The 17,360-nt window shown below is 51.4% G+C and carries 14 protein-coding genes, 1 tRNA gene and 1 pseudogene; 8 read left to right on the forward strand and 8 right to left on the reverse strand.

Features of this window, described 5'->3' with window-relative positions; genetic code table 11:
• Positions 1 to 31: 31 nt before the first annotated feature.
• Positions 32 to 1,405: a Trk system potassium transporter TrkA gene (gene trkA, locus NWAT_RS14935; RefSeq protein WP_013221856.1), complete on the forward strand. Its 1,374-nt coding sequence runs from the start codon at positions 32 to 34 to the stop codon at positions 1,403 to 1,405.
• Between the two features lie 110 nt (positions 1,406 to 1,515).
• Here the strand turns inward: trkA and uvrA are convergent, their stop codons facing one another.
• Complete coding sequence (uvrA, locus tag NWAT_RS14940) at positions 1,516 to 4,389, reverse strand: excinuclease ABC subunit UvrA (RefSeq protein WP_013221857.1); 2,874 nt, start codon at positions 4,387 to 4,389, stop codon at positions 1,516 to 1,518.
• A gap of 102 nt (positions 4,390 to 4,491) precedes the next feature.
• Positions 4,492 to 5,598 (reverse strand): annotated as a pseudogene (locus tag NWAT_RS14945) (RNA-guided endonuclease InsQ/TnpB family protein); the annotation flags it as partial.
• A 153-nt stretch (positions 5,599 to 5,751) separates the two neighbouring features.
• Here NWAT_RS14945 and NWAT_RS14950 point away from each other — a divergent pair.
• Positions 5,752 to 7,170, forward strand: a complete 1,419-nt coding sequence (locus NWAT_RS14950) for an MFS transporter (RefSeq protein WP_013221858.1) — start codon at positions 5,752 to 5,754, stop codon at positions 7,168 to 7,170.
• A gap of 24 nt (positions 7,171 to 7,194) precedes the next feature.
• Positions 7,195 to 7,677, forward strand: a complete 483-nt coding sequence (gene ssb / locus NWAT_RS14955) for a single-stranded DNA-binding protein (protein WP_013221859.1) — start codon at positions 7,195 to 7,197, stop codon at positions 7,675 to 7,677.
• A gap of 508 nt (positions 7,678 to 8,185) precedes the next feature.
• On the opposite strand, the gene NWAT_RS14960 is transcribed toward ssb, so the two are convergent.
• The 3 genes from NWAT_RS14960 to ispB form a co-directional block, all read right to left on the reverse strand.
• On the reverse strand, positions 8,186 to 8,764 hold the full coding sequence (locus NWAT_RS14960) for an HdeD family acid-resistance protein (protein ID WP_013221860.1): 579 nt from the start codon (positions 8,762 to 8,764) through the stop codon (positions 8,186 to 8,188).
• A 447-nt stretch (positions 8,765 to 9,211) separates the two neighbouring features.
• A tRNA-Pro gene (locus tag NWAT_RS14965) sits at positions 9,212 to 9,288 on the reverse strand.
• Between the two features lie 5 nt (positions 9,289 to 9,293).
• Positions 9,294 to 10,262, reverse strand: a complete 969-nt coding sequence (gene ispB / locus NWAT_RS14970) for an octaprenyl diphosphate synthase (RefSeq protein WP_013221861.1) — start codon at positions 10,260 to 10,262, stop codon at positions 9,294 to 9,296.
• A gap of 256 nt (positions 10,263 to 10,518) precedes the next feature.
• On the opposite strand from ispB, the gene rplU reads away from it, so the two are divergent.
• The 4 genes from rplU (at position 10,519) to proB (ending at position 13,388) form a co-directional block, all read left to right on the forward strand.
• Entirely contained in the window at positions 10,519 to 10,833 is a 315-nt protein-coding gene (gene rplU, locus NWAT_RS14975; protein ID WP_013221862.1) for a 50S ribosomal protein L21, read from the forward strand.
• 19 nt (positions 10,834 to 10,852) lie between these two features.
• Positions 10,853 to 11,110, forward strand: a complete 258-nt coding sequence (gene rpmA / locus NWAT_RS14980; RefSeq protein WP_013221863.1) for a 50S ribosomal protein L27 — start codon at positions 10,853 to 10,855, stop codon at positions 11,108 to 11,110.
• A 106-nt stretch (positions 11,111 to 11,216) separates the two neighbouring features.
• A complete protein-coding gene (gene cgtA, locus NWAT_RS14985; protein ID WP_013221864.1) occupies positions 11,217 to 12,254 on the forward strand; it encodes an Obg family GTPase CgtA in 1,038 nt (345 codons plus the stop codon).
• A gap of 6 nt (positions 12,255 to 12,260) precedes the next feature.
• Positions 12,261 to 13,388 (forward strand): glutamate 5-kinase, encoded by a 1,128-nt coding sequence (gene proB / locus NWAT_RS14990; protein WP_013221865.1) that lies wholly within the window; start codon positions 12,261 to 12,263, stop codon positions 13,386 to 13,388.
• 11 nt (positions 13,389 to 13,399) lie between these two features.
• Here proB and rpsT read toward each other — a convergent pair whose 3' ends face one another.
• On the reverse strand, positions 13,400 to 13,663 hold the full coding sequence (gene rpsT / locus NWAT_RS14995) for a 30S ribosomal protein S20 (RefSeq protein WP_013221866.1): 264 nt from the start codon (positions 13,661 to 13,663) through the stop codon (positions 13,400 to 13,402).
• Between the two features lie 128 nt (positions 13,664 to 13,791).
• On the opposite strand from rpsT, the gene murJ reads away from it, so the two are divergent.
• Complete coding sequence (gene murJ / locus NWAT_RS15000) at positions 13,792 to 15,330, forward strand: murein biosynthesis integral membrane protein MurJ (protein ID WP_013221867.1); 1,539 nt, start codon at positions 13,792 to 13,794, stop codon at positions 15,328 to 15,330.
• A gap of 102 nt (positions 15,331 to 15,432) precedes the next feature.
• Here murJ and cyoE read toward each other — a convergent pair whose 3' ends face one another.
• Positions 15,433 to 16,332: a heme o synthase gene (gene cyoE / locus NWAT_RS15005; protein WP_013221868.1), complete on the reverse strand. Its 900-nt coding sequence runs from the start codon at positions 16,330 to 16,332 to the stop codon at positions 15,433 to 15,435.
• Positions 16,329 to 17,357: a COX15/CtaA family protein gene (locus tag NWAT_RS15010; protein ID WP_013221869.1), complete on the reverse strand. Its 1,029-nt coding sequence runs from the start codon at positions 17,355 to 17,357 to the stop codon at positions 16,329 to 16,331. Before NWAT_RS15010 ends, cyoE begins: the two co-directional genes overlap by 4 nt.
• Positions 17,358 to 17,360 lie beyond the last annotated feature (3 nt).

Genomic DNA, 17,360 nt, shown 5'->3' on the forward strand with positions numbered 1-17,360 from the left:
TGCTATAACAATAGACACACTGGCTGTTTTCATGAAAATTATTATTTTAGGCGCAGGCCAAGTAGGGGCCTCGGTAGCAGTTAATTTAGCCAGCGAAGCTAACGATATTACCCTCGTAGATACCAATGGCAAATTACTGCAAAGTCTCCAGGACCGTTTAGATATCCGAACCGTGCAAGGCTGGGCCTCCCATCCCGATGTCCTTGCTCAAGCTGGCGCCGAAGACACGGATATGATTGTGGCGGTCACTAGCAGCGATGAAACCAACATGATCGCCTGTCAAATCGCCTATAGCTTGTTTCATACTCCCACCAAGGTGGCCCGGGTCCGCGCCGCCGGTTATTTAGCCTATCCAGAGTTGTTTTCCACCAAAATCTTACCTATCGACGTGCTAATCAGCCCGGAGCAATTAGTTACTGATTATATTAAGCGCTTGATCGATAATCCAGGTACTTTTCAAGTCCTGGACTTCGCCGATGGGAGGGTCCAATTAGTGGCGGTAAGAGCTTATTATGGCGGTTTACTGGTCGGCCACCAGCTCCGGGAATTATCTGAACATATCCCCGGCGTAGAGACTCGGGTAGCGGCCATCTTCCGCCAAGACAAGTCCATTTCCCCCCAAGGTGGCACGGTTATCGAGGCAGACGATGAAGTGTTTTTCATTGCCGCGCAAAAAGACATTCCTAAAGTCATGGGGGAACTGCGCCGCTTGGACAATCCCTATAAGCGGATCATGCTCGGTGGTGGCGGCAGCATCGGCCAGCGCCTAGCCCAAGCGCTGGAAGAGCACTATCAAGTTAAAATCATCGAAACTGATCCTAAACGGGCACGAATCCTCTCTGAGGAGCTCCATAAAAGCATCGTCCTGCAGGGCGATGCCGCTAGTGAAGAACTCCTGCTAGAGGAGAATATCGAAGATACGGATATTTATTGCGCCTTAACCAACGATGATGAAATTAACATTCTTTCCGCCATGCTTGCCAAACGGCTAGGCGCTGGCAAAGTTATGTCCTTAATCAACCGGGCGGCCTATGTGGATCTAGTGGAAAGTGGGGCTGTGGATATTGCTGTCTCCCCCCAACAGGCTACCATTAGCAGCTTGCTGGCTCACATCCGCCATGGCGATGTGGTGGCTGCCCATTCTTTGCGCCGGGGGGCAGCCGAGGCGTTGGAAGCTGTAGCCCATGGAGATCCTTCTTCCTCCAAAGTTATCGGCCGGGCTATTGAGGAGATCAAGCTCCCGCCGGGCACCACTATCGGCGCTATTGCGCGAAATGAAGAAGTGCTGATGGCCCACCACGATACAATCATTGAATCCGGCGATCATGTCATCTTATTTTTAGTGGACAAGCGCCACGTCCCGGATGTGGAGCGTTTGTTCCAGGTAGGCTTTACTTTCCTCTGACACTCTCCGCCCGATTGGGCGGAGGTTCTTGGGTCGCCCCAGGAACCTTCCTGCTTCAACGCGCCTTCCCTAGACATCGGCGCTGGCCGCTGCCCCCGTTTTGGTAATTGTTAAAACGCACGATCATGGCTTTGCTGCACCGGGGACTGACCTCGCTTGGCCTTGGGTAAAATCCGAGCCAGATAACGTCCAGTATAGGAATCTTGACAGGCAGCTACCGTCTCAGGCGCCCCGGTAGCAATAATCCTTCCCCCCCTTTCCCCTCCCTCGGGACCTAAATCGACAAGCCAGTCAGCCGTCTTGATGACATCCAAATGGTGCTCAATGATCACAATGGTATTGCCCCCATCCCGCAACCGCAATAGTACTTGGAGAAGCTGGGCAATATCATGAAAATGCAACCCCGTGGTCGGCTCATCCAGAATGTACAGAGTCCGCCCCGTATCCCGCCTGGCTAGCTCTTTCGCCAGTTTGATCCGCTGGGCCTCGCCACCCGAGAGGGTAACTGCATTTTGCCCTAGCGTGATATAGGAGAGTCCCACCTCCAGCAAAGTCAGCAGCTTTCGGGCTACTGCCGGAACATTAGCAAAGAAATCCTGCGCCTCTTCCACCGTCATGGCTAATATTTCATCAATATTTTTGCCCTTATAACGAATCTCTAAGGTTTCCCGATTATAGCGCTTGCCCTGGCAAACATCGCAGGCCACATAGAGATCGGGAAGAAAGTGCATCTCTACCTTGATTAGGCCATCGCCTTGGCAAGATTCGCAGCGTCCTCCCTTGACATTAAAACTGAAACGACCCGGCCCATAGCCCCGGGAACGAGCCTCATGCGTGCCCGCGAATAGGCTGCGAATAGAGGCAAAAAATCCAGTATAAGTGGCCGGGTTGGAACGGGGCGTGCGGCCAATGGGATTTTGATCGATAGCGATCACCTTATCCAGATGTTCCAAGCCCTCAATGCTTTCATAAGGGGCAGCCTCAACCGAGGCTCGATGAAGAATTCGAGTCGCTGCCCGCAACAGGGTGTCATTGATTAAGGTGGATTTACCCGAGCCGGAAACTCCTGTGATACAGGTCATTGCTCCTAGAGGAATATCCAAATCCACCTGATCCAGATTATTGCCATGAGCCCCCCGTAAAGAAAGCAGGCGGGAAGTATTGAAAGGCACCCGCTGGCAGGGCATGGGGATTTCTTGCTGTCCTTTGAGATACTGCCCAGTCAAGGAGGCCGGATTAGCCATAATCTCGAGCGGCGTGCCTTGGGCCACGATTTCCCCCCCATGCCTGCCCGCGCCAGGACCCATATCAATCACCTGATCAGCCGCTCGGATAGCCTCCTCATCGTGCTCCACCACAATGACTGTGTTGCCCAGATCGCGGAGGCGGATCAAGGTCTCCAGCAACCGCTGATGATCCCGCTGATGCAAACCAATAGAAGGCTCATCCAGAATATACATCACTCCCACCAAACCGGCTCCAATCTGGCTGGCCAGCCGGATTCGTTGGGCCTCGCCACCGGAGAGGGTCTCTGCGCGCCGATTCAAAGTTAAATAACCCAACCCGACATTGATCAAGAAAGCTAGCCGGTCTTGTATCTCCTTAAGGATTGGGTTTGCAATGGCCCCTCGGCGACCCGGTAAACATAGCTGGGAAAACAAGCTCTGCGCCTCCCCTACAGGCAAGGCGGTGATTTCAGGCAGACTATAATCCGCCACGAATACATGGCACGCCTCCTGGCGTAGCCGGGTACCCTGGCATGCCGGGCAAACCTGCACGGCTAAATAGCGAGCCAATTCTTCTCGCACCGCCGAGGTCTCGGTCTCCCGGTAATGGCGCTCCATATTGGGAATCACCCCTTCGAAAGCATGGCGGCGGATAGTCTGCTTGTCTTGGCTATCGAGATAATGAAAGGTAATTTTTTCCTGGCCACTGCCGTAAAGTACTACCCTGCGTACTGCTTCGGGCAAATCTTGGAAAGGGAGGTCTACCTCAAAGCCATAGTGTCGGGCCAGGGAAAGAATCATCTGGTAGTAATAAGCATTGCGCCGATCCCAGTCCCGAATGGCGCCCGCAGCCAAACTCAACTCAGGATGGGCCACCACCCGGGAGGAATCAAAAAACGGCTTTACACCCAGCCCCTCGCAACTAGGACAAGCGCCCTTGGGGTTATTAAAGGAAAATAACCGGGGTTCCAATTCACTTAAAGAATAGCGGCAAACGGGGCAAGCCAAGTGGGCGGAAAACACTTGCTCCGCTAGGGCCGAATCCTCCAGGGAAGCTACCCGAGCCAAGCCATCAGATAACTGTAGGGCCGTCTCGAAAGACTCCGCCAGGCGCAATTGGAGATCAGGGCGAACCTTGAAACGATCCACCACCGCCTCGATAGTATGTTTTTTATTACCATCAAGTTGAGGCGCTTGCTCCAGCTCTACCACTTCACCATCAATCCTGGCCCGGATAAAGCCTCGCCTCAGCAGATTCTCCAGCACTTGCAGATGCTCTCCCTTGCGCCCTTCGACTATCGGCGCCAGCAACATGTATCGCCCTCCTTTCGGAAGGCCCAAAACCTGATCCACCATTTGACTCACCGTCTGGGCCGCCAGGATAATCCCATGCTCTGGGCAACGGGGCTCGCCGGCGCGGGCATAGAGCAAGCGCAAATAATCGTAGATTTCGGTGATGGTGCCGACGGTGGAGCGGGGATTATGGGAAGTGGATTTTTGCTCGATGGCAATGGCCGGGGAAAGCCCTTCCATATGATCCACATCGGGCTTTTCCATAAGGGAGAGAAACTGGCGAGCATAGGCCGAGAGAGACTCTACATAACGGCGCTGCCCTTCAGCATAAAGCGTATCAAAAGCCAGAGATGACTTTCCTGAACCCGACAGCCCGGTAATAACGATTAACCGTTCCCTGGGCAGATCCAGATCAATGTTCTTCAAATTATGGGTCCGCGCCCCACGGATGCAAATCCGATTCATAGCCTTTCGCCTATCAGCGATAAAACTTGCTGACACTCCCCGCCCGATGGGGCGGAGGTTCTTGGGTCACTCCAGGAACCTTCCTGCTTCGACACGCCTTCCCTAGACAGCGGTGTTAACCACTGCCCCCGTTCCAGTCGCTCCACAGGCCAACCCCGCCAGTCCGGCGGTTAGAATATTTTTGGCCGCGTTAATATCCCGGTCGTGCTCGGCGCCGCATGCTGGGCAATCCCAGCGGCGCACGCTCAAGGGCATCGCCTCGATCACATGACCGCAGCTGTGACAGCGCTTCGAGCTGGGAAACCAACGGTCGATCTTGACCACTTGACGACCAGCCCATTTCCCCTTGTACTCCAATTGCCGGACAAACTCGCCCCAGCCCGCATCGCTGATGTGCTTGGCCAGCCGCGGATGCTTGACCATGCCCTTGATGCTCAGACTCTCGACCGCCAGCACTTGGTTCTCGTTGATCAGGCGGCGGGTGAGTTGGTGAAGGTGGTTTTGCCGACAGTCGGCGATCTTGGCATGCAGCCGTGCCACTTTGCGGCGGGCCTTGGCGCGATTGGCCGAGCCCTTCTGTTTCTTCGCCAGCTGGCGTTGCCGGTGGGCCAACACTCGCCCATAGCGCTTAAGGTGGTGGGGGTTGCCGACCCGGGCGCCGTCGCTGGTCACCAATAGACTGGTGAGCCCCACGTCAATGCCGACCATCTTCGGCGTGACAGGCAGCGCCTTGGCGTCGAATTCACACAAACACGAGACGAAGTAGCGACCCGCGCGATCGAGGGAGATCGTGAGGCTCGATGGGGCGCTGGGCAACGGACGACTCCAGCGCACCGGCAGCGCCACGTTCGATTTGGCGATGAACAGTTGGCCATCCCGGTAGCGAAACGCTGCCCGGGTCAGCCGGATTGACTGACGCCGATGCTTGGATTTGAAGCGCGGATAGCCGGCGCGCCTGTCCCAGAAATGCTTGAAGGCTTGTTGCTGGTCGCGCAGCGCCTGCTGCAAGATAACGCTGGAGACCTCGACCAACCAGGGATACTCGGCTTTCAACGTCACCAGGCGCTTTTCCAACCTCGAGTGCGAGAGCGATTCACCACGCTGATAGTAGGCATCGGTGCGCAGGCGCAGAGCATCGTTCCAGACAAAACGCGCACAGCCGAACGAGCGGGCCAGCAACTCAGCCTGTTCCGGCGTGGGATAGAGGCGTTCTTGGTAGGCGCATTGAGCATGAGTTCGAGCTTACAATAAGGTGAATATCCGGTAAAGCCGCTTCGCCGCTTGCGCTTATATTACCGCCCGAGTAGGTGATGCTTTACGCGCCATTTGGTAATATACGCGGTTAAATCTTGATGAAGCAAAATGAAGCAAAATAAAGCAAAACGACGATTCACCTTGGGAATGACGCTTTTAGAGCGCCGCAGCCTCTTCTCCCTGGCTGGCATCTATTCCCTGCGTATGTTGGGATTATTTCTGATTCTGCCGGTCTTCTCCCTCTATGCTCATGATCTCCAGGGCGCTACCCCCGCTTTGATTGGCCTGGCCCTGGGCGCCTATGGGATTACCCAAGCACTGCTCCAGATTCCCTTCGGTTTACTCTCTGACCGTCTTGGGCGCAAACCGATCATTACTGCTGGTCTGATCTTATTCGCCCTCGGGAGCATTGTGGCCGCCATGGCTGATACCATCGCTGGCGTCATTATTGGCCGGGCACTGCAAGGTACCGGCGCTATTGCAGCGGCGGTCATGGCGCTGGTGGCAGATCTGACCCGAGAAGAGCAGCGGACCAAGGCCATGGCTTTAATCGGCCTCTCTATTGGTATGTCTTTTGCCCTTGCCTTGGCGGCGGGACCAGTACTCAACCAGTGGATCGGGGTGCCGGGACTGTTCTGGCTGACCGCTGTCCTGGCGATCCTGGGGATTGCCGTACTTCACCTAGGCGTTCCCCAGGTAACAGCACCCCGTCACCACCTAGACGTGGAACCCGCGCCTCAGCAATTTCTCCGCGTACTGGGAGATTTTCAGCTGATGCGCTTGGCTTTGGGAATCTTTTTTCTGCATCTCCTGCTGACCGCTAGCTTCGTAGTCCTGCCCATTAGTTTACGGGATGAAAGTGGTCTTGATCCTGCTTATCATGGCTATGTTTACCTGCCGGTATTGGTGACTTCCATCATCGCCATGGTGCCCTTTATCATTTTGGCGGAAAAAAAACGCCGCATGAAAGAAGTGTTTATTGGCGCAGTAGCAGTGCTGGGCTTGGCGGAATTGGCCTGGCGCTTCTTTCATCCTTCTCTGGCGGGCACTATCATTGCTTTATGGCTGTTCTTCACTGCCTTTAACCTGCTGGAAGCCACCTTGCCCTCTCTGGTCTCTAAGCAAAGCCCCGCCGGAAGTAAAGGTACCGCCATGGGCGTTTACTCCACCTGCCAATTTTTGGGCGCCTTTGCAGGCGGCTGGGCCGGCGGAGCCGTTTACGGGTATTTCGGCTTTGAAGGGGTCTTCACCTTTTGTGCTGGCATCGTAGCCTTGTGGCTAATCTTTGCCGCCACCATGCAGCCCCCCCAGTACTTGCGCAGTCAAACCCTTTCTATCGGCAAAGTGAATCCTGATGAAGCCCAGCTGCTGGCGAAACGCCTTGCCCAAGTCACGGGTGTTGCCGATGTGGTGGTAGTTGCCGAAGAAGGCGTGGCCTATCTCAAAGTGGACAGTGAACGGCTGGATAAAACCGCCCTTACTGAATTTGGGCCAGAGCAAACACAATCGACTCAATCTTCATTATAGCCTTACAGTAGGAGAAAATTTATCATGGCATCGAGGGGCGTAAACAAAGTCATTCTGATAGGCAACCTAGGGCGTGATCCGGAAGTTCGTTATACTGCCAGTGGCGGGGCCATTGCTAATGTTACCCTGGCGACTTCGGAAACCTGGAAAGATAAAACCACTGCCGAGCAGCAGGAACGGACTGAATGGCACCGGGTGGTATTCTTCGGCCGCCTAGGGGAAATTGCCGGAGAGTATCTAAAAAAAGGTGCTAAAATTTACGTGGAGGGCCGCCTCCAAACTCGCAAGTGGCAAGGCCAGGACGGCCAAGACCGTTATATTACCGAGATTGTAGCTAGCGAGATGCAAATGCTGGATCGGGCCACGGGTGGCAGCGCCCCCTATAGCGAGGATACCGGCATGACCACAGAAGGCGCCACCGGGCACTCCCCGTCAAGACCTCAATCCCGGCCTTCAGCTCCCCCACCCTCTAGCAATGAGGATTTCGAGGATGATATTCCCTTTTAGGATTGACGCTAAGGCAAATTATATTAACCTTTAGGTAGTGTTCAAAAAGTAATACTTTGGCTTTGTGAAAACAGAGCAACTTCGTTGTAATAGGAAGCAAGCTTTATTTAAAAGGAATTACTCTGATGGGCAACTTGCATTGCCCACGTTGCGAATTATCGCACGTCAAGAAAAATGGCCATACTTAACCTAGCTTCTTTTGAGTATTTCCCAGCGGATCAAACACCATGATAAAATCAGATAACATGGTGATAGCTAATCACCTTGGGGAACTTTGATCGCATCCAAAGCCAATCTAAGACAAAAAAGCGGCCCTGCCTAAAGCAGAGCTTCCCGCAGCAATCGGCACTGAAAATTTATCTACTTCCCTTAATTATAAGGACGAGTAAAAGTAGAGAACAATAAACCTCGTGTTTATAGATAAAAAACCATATTCTGCTTAGCAGCATATTCTGAGTCAGTGTTCAGCGATTGATCCTATACACCTTTGCTGCTTTTAGCAGCTTCATTATCTGGCTGATCTCGCGGCTAATGCAATCATCACATACGACCAACCATGAAAGATCATTTCAACCGCCACCAGAAGGCCTATCACCCATAGTGCCGAAAGCGGCCATTCAAAAAGGATCATGCCACCTAGAATCAGCGATACCACTCCGGAAAATACGACCCAACCCCAGCCAGCGCCGGAACTCTTTAACTGCAAGCCCATCACGATCCGCAAAATACCCGTCGCAACGAAAGCACCCCCCAGTATGGCCGTTAGCACCAGCGAGCCAGCTATCGGCTCTGTTATCAATAGGACGCCAGCCGCAACGTAGAGCAACGCGATTAAAACATGCAGCAGAATACTTTTCCATCCCTTGCATTTGAAGGCGTCAACAATTTGTAACACGCCGCCTAGCAGTAGCAAAAAACCAAAGAACAACACGGTTGCAACAGTAAAGGCAACGCTCATCCCAAGCGCAATGGTTCCTAGTACTATAAATAATATCCCTAAGGCCATGAACCAGCCCCAGTTTTTGCCCAGCTCTCCAAATGCGGTCCCCATGTCGGAAGTAAGTTCTTTATTCGTTATTTCAGCCATTTTTTCTTCTACCTATCAGATTGGAGTGAAGATTATTTCTCACCCCCTATGTTAAGAGGGAAAAACTATATAAAATAAAATGAACATGCTTAAAAAGTATAGAAAATTATGCCTTCATTAGAAAGGACTGGTTCATCCCGGAAAACTGCTAAGTAGTCAATCTTAGAGGGGATAACAATTGAAGGCAGAGAAGCCAAAAGAAAGCTGCTCGCTGATGGCTATAGCATTAGAGGCATAATAATTTTCTCGTTGCCCCTACCCCAGCAGGAAGCCAGAAGGTCATGCTCCTGGAGGGTGATCTCCAACTGAGGGCCTTGCACGTTAAGCCGTAGCCAGTCCGGTGTGCGAAACACCCATTGAACACAAATTCTCCAGGCTGATGAAATTAAAATTGCCATCAATCATGGCAAAATCCCAGAAGGAAAGAATAAGGCGAGCAGATTAAAGTGGTCGGGGTGACTGGATTTGAACCAGCGACTCCTGCCTCCCGAAGACAGTGCTCTACCAAGCTGAGCTACACCCCGATATATTAGTAGGTCCGATAGGCTGCAAACTTTGCTAAATTTAACAAGGCTTCTTGATAGGGCGAAGGAGGAATACTTTTAACCGCCTGCATAGCCCTATCCGCCTCCCGACGAGCGGCTTCCGCAGTGTACGCAATAGCCCCGCTAGATTCAATAGCCTCGATAACCTCGGCTAAATTCTCCCTACCGCCACTCTCAATAGCATTGCGGATCACCTTAACATGCGGGGCAGTCCCCTTGCTCATAGCGTAAATAAGCGGCAAGGTGGGCTTGCCTTCCGCCAGATCATCGCCAATATTTTTACCTAAATCTTCGCTGAAAGCACTATAATCCAGCACATCATCAGTCAACTGAAAGGCCGTTCCCAAATGCATACCGTAAGTAGCCATTAGTTTTTCCTCGGCGGAGGATCGATGGCAGAGTACAGCTCCTAGCTGGGTAGCCGCCTCAAACAGCTTTGCGGTCTTACTGCGGATAATCTCCAAATAGCACTCTTCGGTGGTATCCGGCTCATGACAGTTGAGGAGCTGCATAACCTCCCCTTCAGCGATGGTATTGGTCGTGCGAGCCAGAATTTCCATGACTCGCATGCTGTCCACCCCCACCATCATTTCAAAGGCACGGGAATAAAGGAAGTCACCAACGAGTACGCTCGCCTCGCTACCCCAGATGTTATTAGCTGTTTTTCGCCCTCGCCGCAGCTCGGAAGAATCGACGACATCATCGTGGAGCAAGGTTGCAGTATGAATAAATTCAATGATAGCGGCGATATCAATATGGTATGAGCCTTGATAATCAAAGGCCCGTGCGCTCAATAAAACCACCATAGGGCGTAGACGCTTACCGCCGCTATTAATGATATAATGTCCTAGCTGGTTGATAAGCACTACGTCAGAATGCAGCCGTTGCTGGATCAAAGCATCAACGCTCCGCATATCGTCAGCAACTAAATCATAGGCGGATTGTATGTCCAATGGTATCTCAAAACCAATTAATATGAGGCAAAATGGGCGAATGCTAGAAAGCAGTACGCTCGCTGTCAAGCCATAATGCTCCCATTCATTTAAAACGGCATATAATACCACTAATTGACTTGACCGCTCGAATAAGCAATTTTAAAATTACATTAACTAATTTATTGAGTTAAGCACTTCCATCGTAAGGTGCTGAATTTTTTACTCCCTTTCTATCCACCGAGGGGGATAACCCAATTTTCAGGAAAGCACTACAATGTACGCAGTCATTAAAACGGGCGGAAAGCAGTACCGTGTTCAAGAAGGAGACACCCTCCGGGTGGAGAAAATCGACGCCGATGAGGGTGCCACTATTACGCTTGATGAAGTGCTTCTAGTCGCTAATGAAGATAATATTCAAGTAGGCGCGCCCTATATTGAGGGTAGCAAGGTAAGTGCAACCGTTAAAACCCATGGCCGTGGTGAAAAGATTAGGATCATCAAACTCCGCCGTCGTAAGCATCATCGTAAACGGATGGGACATCGGCAATACTTTACGGAGTTGCATATCGATAATATCTCCACCGGTTAAAGCAGAATAAGGATCACATATGGCACACAAAAAGGCAGGCGGTAGCTCCCGCAACGGGCGTGACTCTGAATCCAAACGTCTTGGAGTTAAACGATTTGGCGATCAGCAAGTATTGGCCGGGAATATTTTGGTTCGCCAGCGGGGCACTCCCTTCCTCGCGGGAGCTAACGTAGGAACAGGCCGCGATCATACCTTGTACGCCAAAGCGGCAGGCAAAGTTCAATTTGTTAGGAAAGGCCCAAAGAGCCGCACCTACGTAAACATTATTACAGATTAATAAAGCCTGCGCCCGCAGTGTGAGGGGCTTTATTTTATGGAGAATCCCCGCGCCTGCGGGGATTTTTTGTCCTGCTTTTTAATGAGCCTCACCGTTTCCGCAAACCGTGAAATTCATAGACGAAGCGATTATTAAAGTCCAGGCTGGAGCAGGAGGGCATGGTTGCCTCAGTTTTCGGCGGGAGAAATTCATTCCTTTTGGGGGGCCTGATGGAGGGGATGGCGGCAATGGCGGCAGCATTTATCTCATCGCGGACAAGAATATTAATACTCTGGTAGATTTTCGCCACCAGCATCACTTTCGCGCCCAGCGTGGTGAAAATGGACGGGGGCGTTTGCAAACGGGCAAAAGTAGTGAAGATATTTATATCCCCGTTCCTCTAGGTACTGAAGCCTGGGAAGCGGAAACGGAAGAACTACTCGGTGATCTTACCCGCCCCGGACAAACCCTGCTGGTTGCTAAAGGAGGTGCCCATGGCCTGGGTAATACCCGCTTTAAGAGCAGCACTAATCGGGCACCTCGCAAAACCACCCAAGGCAAGCCTGGAGAAGAGAGAACTTTACGCCTAGAGCTTAAATTACTTGCCGATGTGGGTTTGCTAGGTCTGCCTAATGCGGGAAAGTCAACCTTCATTCGCCAAGTATCAGCCGCCACTCCTAAAGTAGCTGACTACCCTTTTACCACTCTACATCCCCATCTCGGGGTAGTCAGAATTGATCCCAATCGTAGCTTTGTAGCGGCGGATATCCCTGGCCTTATTGAGGGTGCTGCCCAAGGCGCTGGGCTGGGAGTTCGCTTTCTCAAGCATTTGAGCCGAACCCGCTTACTGCTCCATTTTGTCGATGCAGCGCCTCTTGAAACCTCTTTAGACCCGGTAGCTAGTGTGCGCACCATCCACAGGGAGTTACAGCAATTTAGTCCAAAACTTGCCGCGCAAGAACAGTGGCTCGTACTTAACAAAACGGATTTGATTTCCAGCCCAAAAAGAGCGGGCCGTTGCCAAGAAATTATCCGCGAGATTTGCTGGCAAAAATCTGTCTATGAGATTTCTGCACTGACGGGGGAAGGTTGCCAGCGCCTTATTCACGCGGTAATGCAATACTTAGAAGAAGCTAGCCCCCACGAGAACGAGGATTCCCGGTAAGGACCCATGGGCAACCATCGCGGCGCTTTGAAGGCTACCCGTCGCTGGGTAGTGAAGATTGGCAGTGCCTTGCTCACCGCCAATGGCCGTGGTCTAGATACCGGCTGTATTCGGGAGCTAGCTGGCCACATAGCCCAGCTTAGAAACAAAGGATATACAGTTGTGCTAGTATCCTCAGGTTCGGTAGCTGCCGGTATGGAGCGGCTGGGTTGGCAGCGGCGTCCCCGTGCCTTATATGAACTTCAAGCCGCCGCTGCGGTAGGCCAGATGGGGCTTATTCAAGCCTATGAGAGCGAATTTCAGCATCATAATCAGCGCACCGCGCAGATACTTCTGACTCATGAGGATTTAGCTAACCGCAGCCGTTATCTTAACGCCCGTAGTACCTTGCGTACGCTTTTACGATTGGGGGTTGTACCCATCGTTAATGAAAATGATACCGTAGCTACCGAAGAAATTCGCTTCGGGGACAACGATACCCTATCAGCCCTTGTAGCCAACTTAGTAGAGGCCGAACTCTTGGTAATCTTAACCGATCAAGCAGGTCTATTCGATGCCGACCCGCGGCACTACCCCGATGCCAACTTTATCTCCGAAGCAGCGGCTAATAAAGCCGAGCTTGATGGTATGGCCAGTTCGAGGGCTGGAGCCTTAGGGCGAGGCGGCATGATTACCAAGATTAGAGCAGCGCGACGGGCCGCGCGCTCCGGCGCTATCACTGTTATCGCATCGGGTAAAGAGTCCAAAATGCTACAACGAATCGCCTCTGGTGAGACTGTCGGCACGCTGCTATGGCCTGATAGGCAGCCCCTTGCTGCCCGTAAGCAGTGGTTAGCCGGGCAATTACAAACCAAGGGACGCTTATGGCTAGACATGGGGGCAGTCAAGGTAGTCCGTGAAGCGGGACGAAGTTTGCTGCCCATTGGTGTCCTCGCCTGTGAAGGCAACTTTGTTCGCGGCGAAGTAGTCAGCTGCCTGGATACGGATGCTCGTGAAGTCGCCCGTGGCCTAGTTAACTACAATGCCGAGGAAACGCAGCGTATCCTCGGCCATTCCAGCCATCAGATTGAGGAAATATTAGGATATGTGGATGAAGAAGAACTCATTCACCGAGATAATTTGGTACTGCTCTAAATTATCCTCAATCACGACATTACCCGAATCCGGGCGTTCAACCGGCTTTTATGCCGAGCCACTTTGTTAGGATGAACCAGTCCCTTACGCGCCAAACGATCCAATATCGGAACGGCCTCTTGATAAGCCGCAACCGCCTGCGACTTATCGCCGGATACAACAGCTTTCACTATTTTCTTCACATAAGTCCGCATCATAGAACGCTGGCCCGCATTGCGGGCGCGGCGTACTACCGCTTGGCGAGCGCGCTTGCGCGCTTGCGATGTATTAGCCAAAACCCTACCTCCTAAAATTTAATAATTAAAAGCTATTAATGATGCCGATTTTTATGGTGATTGTAAATATCCCCCCACTAAAACAAACGTCCTTTGTTCTAAAAAACAACCAATTCACTTAATTATTTATGAGCAGTACCCGTTTACTTAAATCAACTGCTGTAGTCGGCAGCGCTACTCTCCTCTCAAGAGTGCTTGGTTTTATCCGCGATGTCGTCATTGCTCAAGCTTTTGGGGCAGGAACAGCCGCGGATTCTTTTTTTGTAGCCTTTAAGATTCCCAATTTTCTACGGCGCTTATTTGCAGAGGGGGCTTTTTCCCAAGCATTTGTGCCGGTACTCTCAGCCTATCAAGTACGTGGTAATTTCAACGAGATTCAGCAGCTCGTCAATCGGGTGGCGGGAACCTTGGGGCTGGTTCTACTGCTGGTCACCCTCACTGGGGTTATAGGCGCCCCCTTCTTGGTAATGGTCTTTGCTCCAGGTTTTATAGAAGAGCAAGACAAATACGCACTCACTGTCCATCTACTGCGAATAACCTTCCCCTATTTATTATTCATTTCCTTGACGGCTTTTGCTGCCGGTATTCTCAATACCTATAAACAATTTAGCGTACCTGCCATTACGCCTATTTTCCTCAATTTAGCTCTTATTGCTGCGGTCTTGTGGTTTGCCCCCCAGATGGAGATTCCGGTGACTGCTCTCGCGTGGGGAGTCTTTTTTGCCGGTTTAGCACAGCTATTATTCCAATTACCCTTTCTCGCCCGCCTAGATCTCCTGCCAAAATTACGCCCCCGCTGGAAAGATCCTGGCGTGCAGCAGATTTTTAAGCTTATGCTACCCGCCATCGTTGGAAGCTCGGTAGCTCAAATTAATCTGCTTATCGATACCCTGCTTGCCTCCTTTTTAGTCACCGGCAGTGTGTCCTGGCTTTATTATTCGGATCGGCTGGTAGAGTTTCCCCTAGGCGTTTTCGGCATTGCCTTAGCCACAGTTATCCTTCCTAGCCTTTCTGAAAAACACGCTCGAGCATCAGGCGAGTCCTTTGCCCGCACGCTCGATTGGGCCTTGCGCTGGGTTTTTCTTATTGGTGCGCCAGCCGCAATAGGGCTAGTTATACTTGCGGAACCAATCCTTACCACCTTGTTCCAATATGGCGAGTTCGAGAGCCACGATGTTATCATGGCTTCCCGTAGTCTAATTGCCTATAGCTTTGGCCTACTTCCTTTTATTTTGATTAAAATACTGGCACCTGGATTTTATGCTCGGCAAAATACACGAACACCGGTGCGAATCGCTATCATCGCCATGATTGCTAACATGGTATTAAACGGAGTCCTCATCTTTCCCTTGGCTCATGCGGGGCTCGCCCTCGCTACTTCCCTTTCCGCCTGGCTTAACGCAAGCCTGCTCTTTTTCACCTTAAAACGGCAAGGAATATATCAACCTCGACCAGGGTGGTGGTGGTTTGGCTTGCGCATAATTATTGCCAGTAGTTTCATGGCTTTCACCCTGCTTTGGCTTATGCCATCACTAACAAATTGGCTAAACTGGGAAGCAACCGTGCGTACCATGCGTATTATGTCGTTAATAGGAGCTGCCGTGCTTGTTTATTTTGGTAGCTTACTCCTCATAGGCGTTCGCCCGCGAATGCTAACATCCGCCTGATAGGGAGCTACTTAGCAGAGTCTTAGAAAACTCAAAAAAAAATGAATGGGCGTGATTTAGCTGTAAAAATCACGCCCGTGGAATTAAGCTTCGTTACCGTCTTTATAAAAATTTGGGTAAATAATGGTCTACTAATAAAAATGCAAATAATGCTGCTAGATAAACTATAGAGTAGCCAAAAGTTTTCATCGCCAGCTCATTGCTAGTATTACGATAAAGAGCAAGAGTAAGGTATACAAAGCGTCCCCCTAACCCCACCGCACCCACCAAATACAGCAATCCGCTCATATGGCTAACAAAAGGCAACAAACTGACCGCAAACAATAAAAGAGTATAGAGTACGATCTGCTGTTTAGTAAAATCAACACCATGGGTTACCGGCAACATGGGATATTTTGTCCGACTATACTCTTCTCTTCGCGCTAAAGCCAAAGCCCAAAAATGGGGAGGTGTCCACACGAAAATAATCAAGAAGAGAAGAAAGGCGTGGACATGCAGCTCTCCCGTAACAGCCGCCCAACCTAGCACCGGTGGCATAGCCCCAGAAGCTCCTCCCAGCACGATATTTTGCGGTGTGGCTGGTTTGAGGAAGGCCGTGTAAATAATGCCGTAACCAATCATAGACGCCAAAGTGAGCCAGGCCGTCAAGGGGTTAACCAGGAAATACAGGATTATCATTGACGATAAGCCCAACGTAATCGCAAATGCAAGGGCCTGCTCCCGGCTAAGTTTGCCAGTTGGCAAAGGGCGCCCCTGAGTCCGATTCATGACGGCATCAGCTTTTTCATCAATTAAATGGTTAATCGCTGCTGCAGAAGCAGCGCCCAGTCCAATGCCAAGGGTGCCAAATAAAAATACTCGCCATGGCGCCAGATCTGGGACGGACAAGAACATACCGACAATCGCGGTAAACACAATGAGAGAGACAATACGGGGCTTGCAAAGCACGAGATATTCCCGCCAATTTGTTAAGGCCCCGCGAATTAAGGTAATCGTTGTCATAGTCTTGTAGCTCCTTGTAATGGATACCCTGTAGGATGGAGCAAATGATTCAGTGTAACGACGGCAAGCAACAATAATGCAGCCACAGCGTTATGCGCTACCGCCAGCGCTAATGGAATCCCGTCCATGGCGGTGGCAATGCCCAACGCCACCTGAAGAAGGACCAACATAACAACTATCCACCCAGCGCTGCGTAACGCGGGGGTGCCCCGGCTTAATCCTGCCCGTATACCGAGAGCACTTAGCACTATCAAAACCACTACGGCACCAATCCGATGAATAACATGAACAGCCACGGCTGCCTCCGGCGCTAACCGCCCGCCTTCATAATTTTCCCCTAACGGTTGCCAAAATGTGAAAGCCTCGCGAAAATCCATGGTTGGCCACCACTGTCCTTGGCAAGTAGGAAAATCCGAACAATAGAAGCCCGCATAGTTGGTACTTGTCCAACCTCCTAGGATGATTTGTAGCACTAGTAGACATAACCCTATTAATGCCCAAAGTTTAAAAGCCGGCGAATACCAGATTTTTTCCGTGGGTCGTCGCGCCTGTCGCTGCCGCAATGCTAGCCACCAAACCAAGGCCAAAACCGCCATTCCCCCAAGAAGGTGCAAAGTCACAATAGCCGGCTGCACCAAAAGAGTAACGGTCCACATCCCCAACGCAGCCTGAAACCCCACTAAACCAAGCAAAAATAGAGGCAAAGCTACTCTCTGAGTAGGATCAAAACGGTTGCGCCAAGCAGCAATAGCAAGCCCTAAAATCAATAACCCCAAGGTACCCGCAAGATAGCGATGAATCATTTCCTTCCAAGCTTTATGCGTCTCCACCGGGCGATCTGGATAAAGGCGATTAGCATGATCAACCTGCTGCTCAGTGGTGGGTGCTAATAGCTTCTGGTAACAACCTGGCCAATCCGGACAGCTTAATCCAGCATCAGAAAGGCGTACATAAGCGCCTACCACCACAACGACCAAGGCTAAGAAGCTAGCTACTAAAGCAAAAATATAAAACCGGCGACTCATTTT

The sequence above is a fragment of the Nitrosococcus watsonii C-113 genome (genome assembly GCF_000143085.1).
In the GTDB taxonomy this organism is placed as follows: Bacteria; Pseudomonadota; Gammaproteobacteria; order Nitrosococcales; family Nitrosococcaceae; genus Nitrosococcus; species Nitrosococcus watsonii.

Bases quoted from the DNA above. Each gene is read 5' to 3' on its own strand.
- trkA (WP_013221856.1), top strand. From the start codon at position 32: ATGAAAATTATTATTTTAGGCGCAGGCCAAGTAGGGGCCTCGGTAGCA.
- uvrA (WP_013221857.1), bottom strand. From the start codon at position 4,389: ATGAATCGGATTTGCATCCGTGGGGCGCGGACCCATAATTTGAAGAAC.
- NWAT_RS14950 (WP_013221858.1), top strand. From the start codon at position 5,752: ATGAAGCAAAATAAAGCAAAACGACGATTCACCTTGGGAATGACGCTT.
- ssb (WP_013221859.1), top strand. From the start codon at position 7,195: ATGGCATCGAGGGGCGTAAACAAAGTCATTCTGATAGGCAACCTAGGG.
- NWAT_RS14960 (WP_013221860.1), bottom strand. From the start codon at position 8,764: ATGGCTGAAATAACGAATAAAGAACTTACTTCCGACATGGGGACCGCA.
- rplU (WP_013221862.1), top strand. From the start codon at position 10,519: ATGTACGCAGTCATTAAAACGGGCGGAAAGCAGTACCGTGTTCAAGAA.
- rpmA (WP_013221863.1), top strand. From the start codon at position 10,853: ATGGCACACAAAAAGGCAGGCGGTAGCTCCCGCAACGGGCGTGACTCT.
- proB (WP_013221865.1), top strand. From the start codon at position 12,261: ATGGGCAACCATCGCGGCGCTTTGAAGGCTACCCGTCGCTGGGTAGTG.
- murJ (WP_013221867.1), top strand. From the start codon at position 13,792: ATGAGCAGTACCCGTTTACTTAAATCAACTGCTGTAGTCGGCAGCGCT.
- cyoE (WP_013221868.1), bottom strand. From the start codon at position 16,332: ATGACAACGATTACCTTAATTCGCGGGGCCTTAACAAATTGGCGGGAA.
- NWAT_RS15010 (WP_013221869.1), bottom strand. From the start codon at position 17,357: ATGAGTCGCCGGTTTTATATTTTTGCTTTAGTAGCTAGCTTCTTAGCC.